The organism is Moorena sp. SIO3I8 (assembly GCF_010692325.1).
Taxonomy (GTDB): Bacteria; Cyanobacteriota; Cyanobacteriia; order Cyanobacteriales; family Coleofasciculaceae; genus Moorena.
On record NZ_JAAHHW010000377.1, the window covers coordinates 1 to 1,480 of the forward strand.

A 1,480-nucleotide genomic window follows, 5' to 3' on the forward strand; every position below is an offset into this window, starting at 1 on the left:
GGACAATACGGTTCGGTTAAGCTTGAAAAGCATGTAAACTGGTAATTGTCATCAAGGTGCGAAGGGCAAAATGCAACTCAAAGAATTCTCCTTGGTTGTACCGAAGATTGAATCAGGTACAGTACTCAAAGCTTTAGAAGCAGCGATTCCATCGTCAGCAATAGAGCAGTTGAAAAGCGGATACAAAAGCCAAAGAAGAGCGCAGGCGAGCTTTACCTTCACATTTGGTTGTCTGTTTAATCATTGCCATGAGTTTATGGTCAAAAGCTTCTATGAGAACAGTACTGAAAAATCTAGTAGATGGTTTGAGTGAAGCTTGGGTGAGAGTGGGGAAGTATTGGCGAGTACCTTGTAAATCCTCAATTACTGAAGCACGACAAAGAATAGGGTGTCAGGTAATCAGTCGTCTTTTCCATTCAGTAGTAAGTCATGCACGCAACAGTTGACACACCAGGAGCTTTTCTTGGAGGACTGCGAATAATGGCAGTAGATGGCACATTATTCGATGTACCAGATACCGATAAAAACGCAAGGGTGTTTGGATATCCTGGTAGTCGTCCTGGTACTCAAACCGCCTTCCCCAAAGTCCGCTTAGTGCTACTAATTGAAGCCGGAACGCATTTAATCGTTGATGCGTTAATCTGTCCATACCGCATTGGTGAGCGAGTTAGAGCAAAAAAGTTACTACGGTCAGTAATGGAAGGAATGTTGTTGATGTGGGATAGAGGACTACATTCTTATGGAATGGTAAGAGCAACCCTTGGCCAAAAATGTGATTACTTAGGACGAGTGCCAAAAAATGCCAAATTCAAGGTAGAAAAAGTTTTGGCAGATGGTTCTTATCTATCGTGGATTACCCCTGATCGTAAATCCAAGAAAAAGGGTGGTACGAAAATCCTAGTACGAGTCATTGAATATACCATTGATACTGATGGAGAGCCAGAAATTTACCGCCTTATTACTAGTTTGACAGATATGGCTTTATTCCCGGCTTTATTACTGGCGATTGAATATCATCAACGTTGGGAAGTAGAAAATACTATTGATGAACTCAAAGTTCACCTTAATGGTCGCAAAACTCCAATTCGCTCCCTAAACCCTCGTGAGGTAGTTCAAGAAATTTACGGTTGGCTTCTTGGTCATTGGGCTGTACGTTCCCTAATGTATCAAGTGGCCGAGCGTGCTCAAATCTCCCCTTTACGATTAAGTTTTACCGGAACCCTTAATGTTGTGCGTCGTGCCCTTCCTAAATTTCAACGTCTTGAGCCAGAAGAAGTCCCTTTTTTTTAACCTGGCTAATGACAGAAATCTTTGACGAGCAGATCCCAGAGCGCGAAGGAAGAAGTAACCCGCGAGTAGTTAAAAAAACTAGAGCTAAATTTCCTTCCAAGAAACCAATACATAAAGGAATTGGAGCCAAAAGTGAAACACGAACATTCTATGTAATCAATACTGCTTAGAGCTTAACCGAACCGTATTG

1 pseudogene is annotated in these 1,480 nt (G+C 42.0%); it reads left to right on the top strand.

From position 1 onward, the window contains the following. Positions 1-164 precede the first annotated feature (164 nt). Positions 165-1,290: pseudogene (locus F6K51_RS37135) on the top strand (IS4 family transposase); the annotation flags it as partial. Positions 1,291-1,480 lie beyond the last annotated feature (190 nt).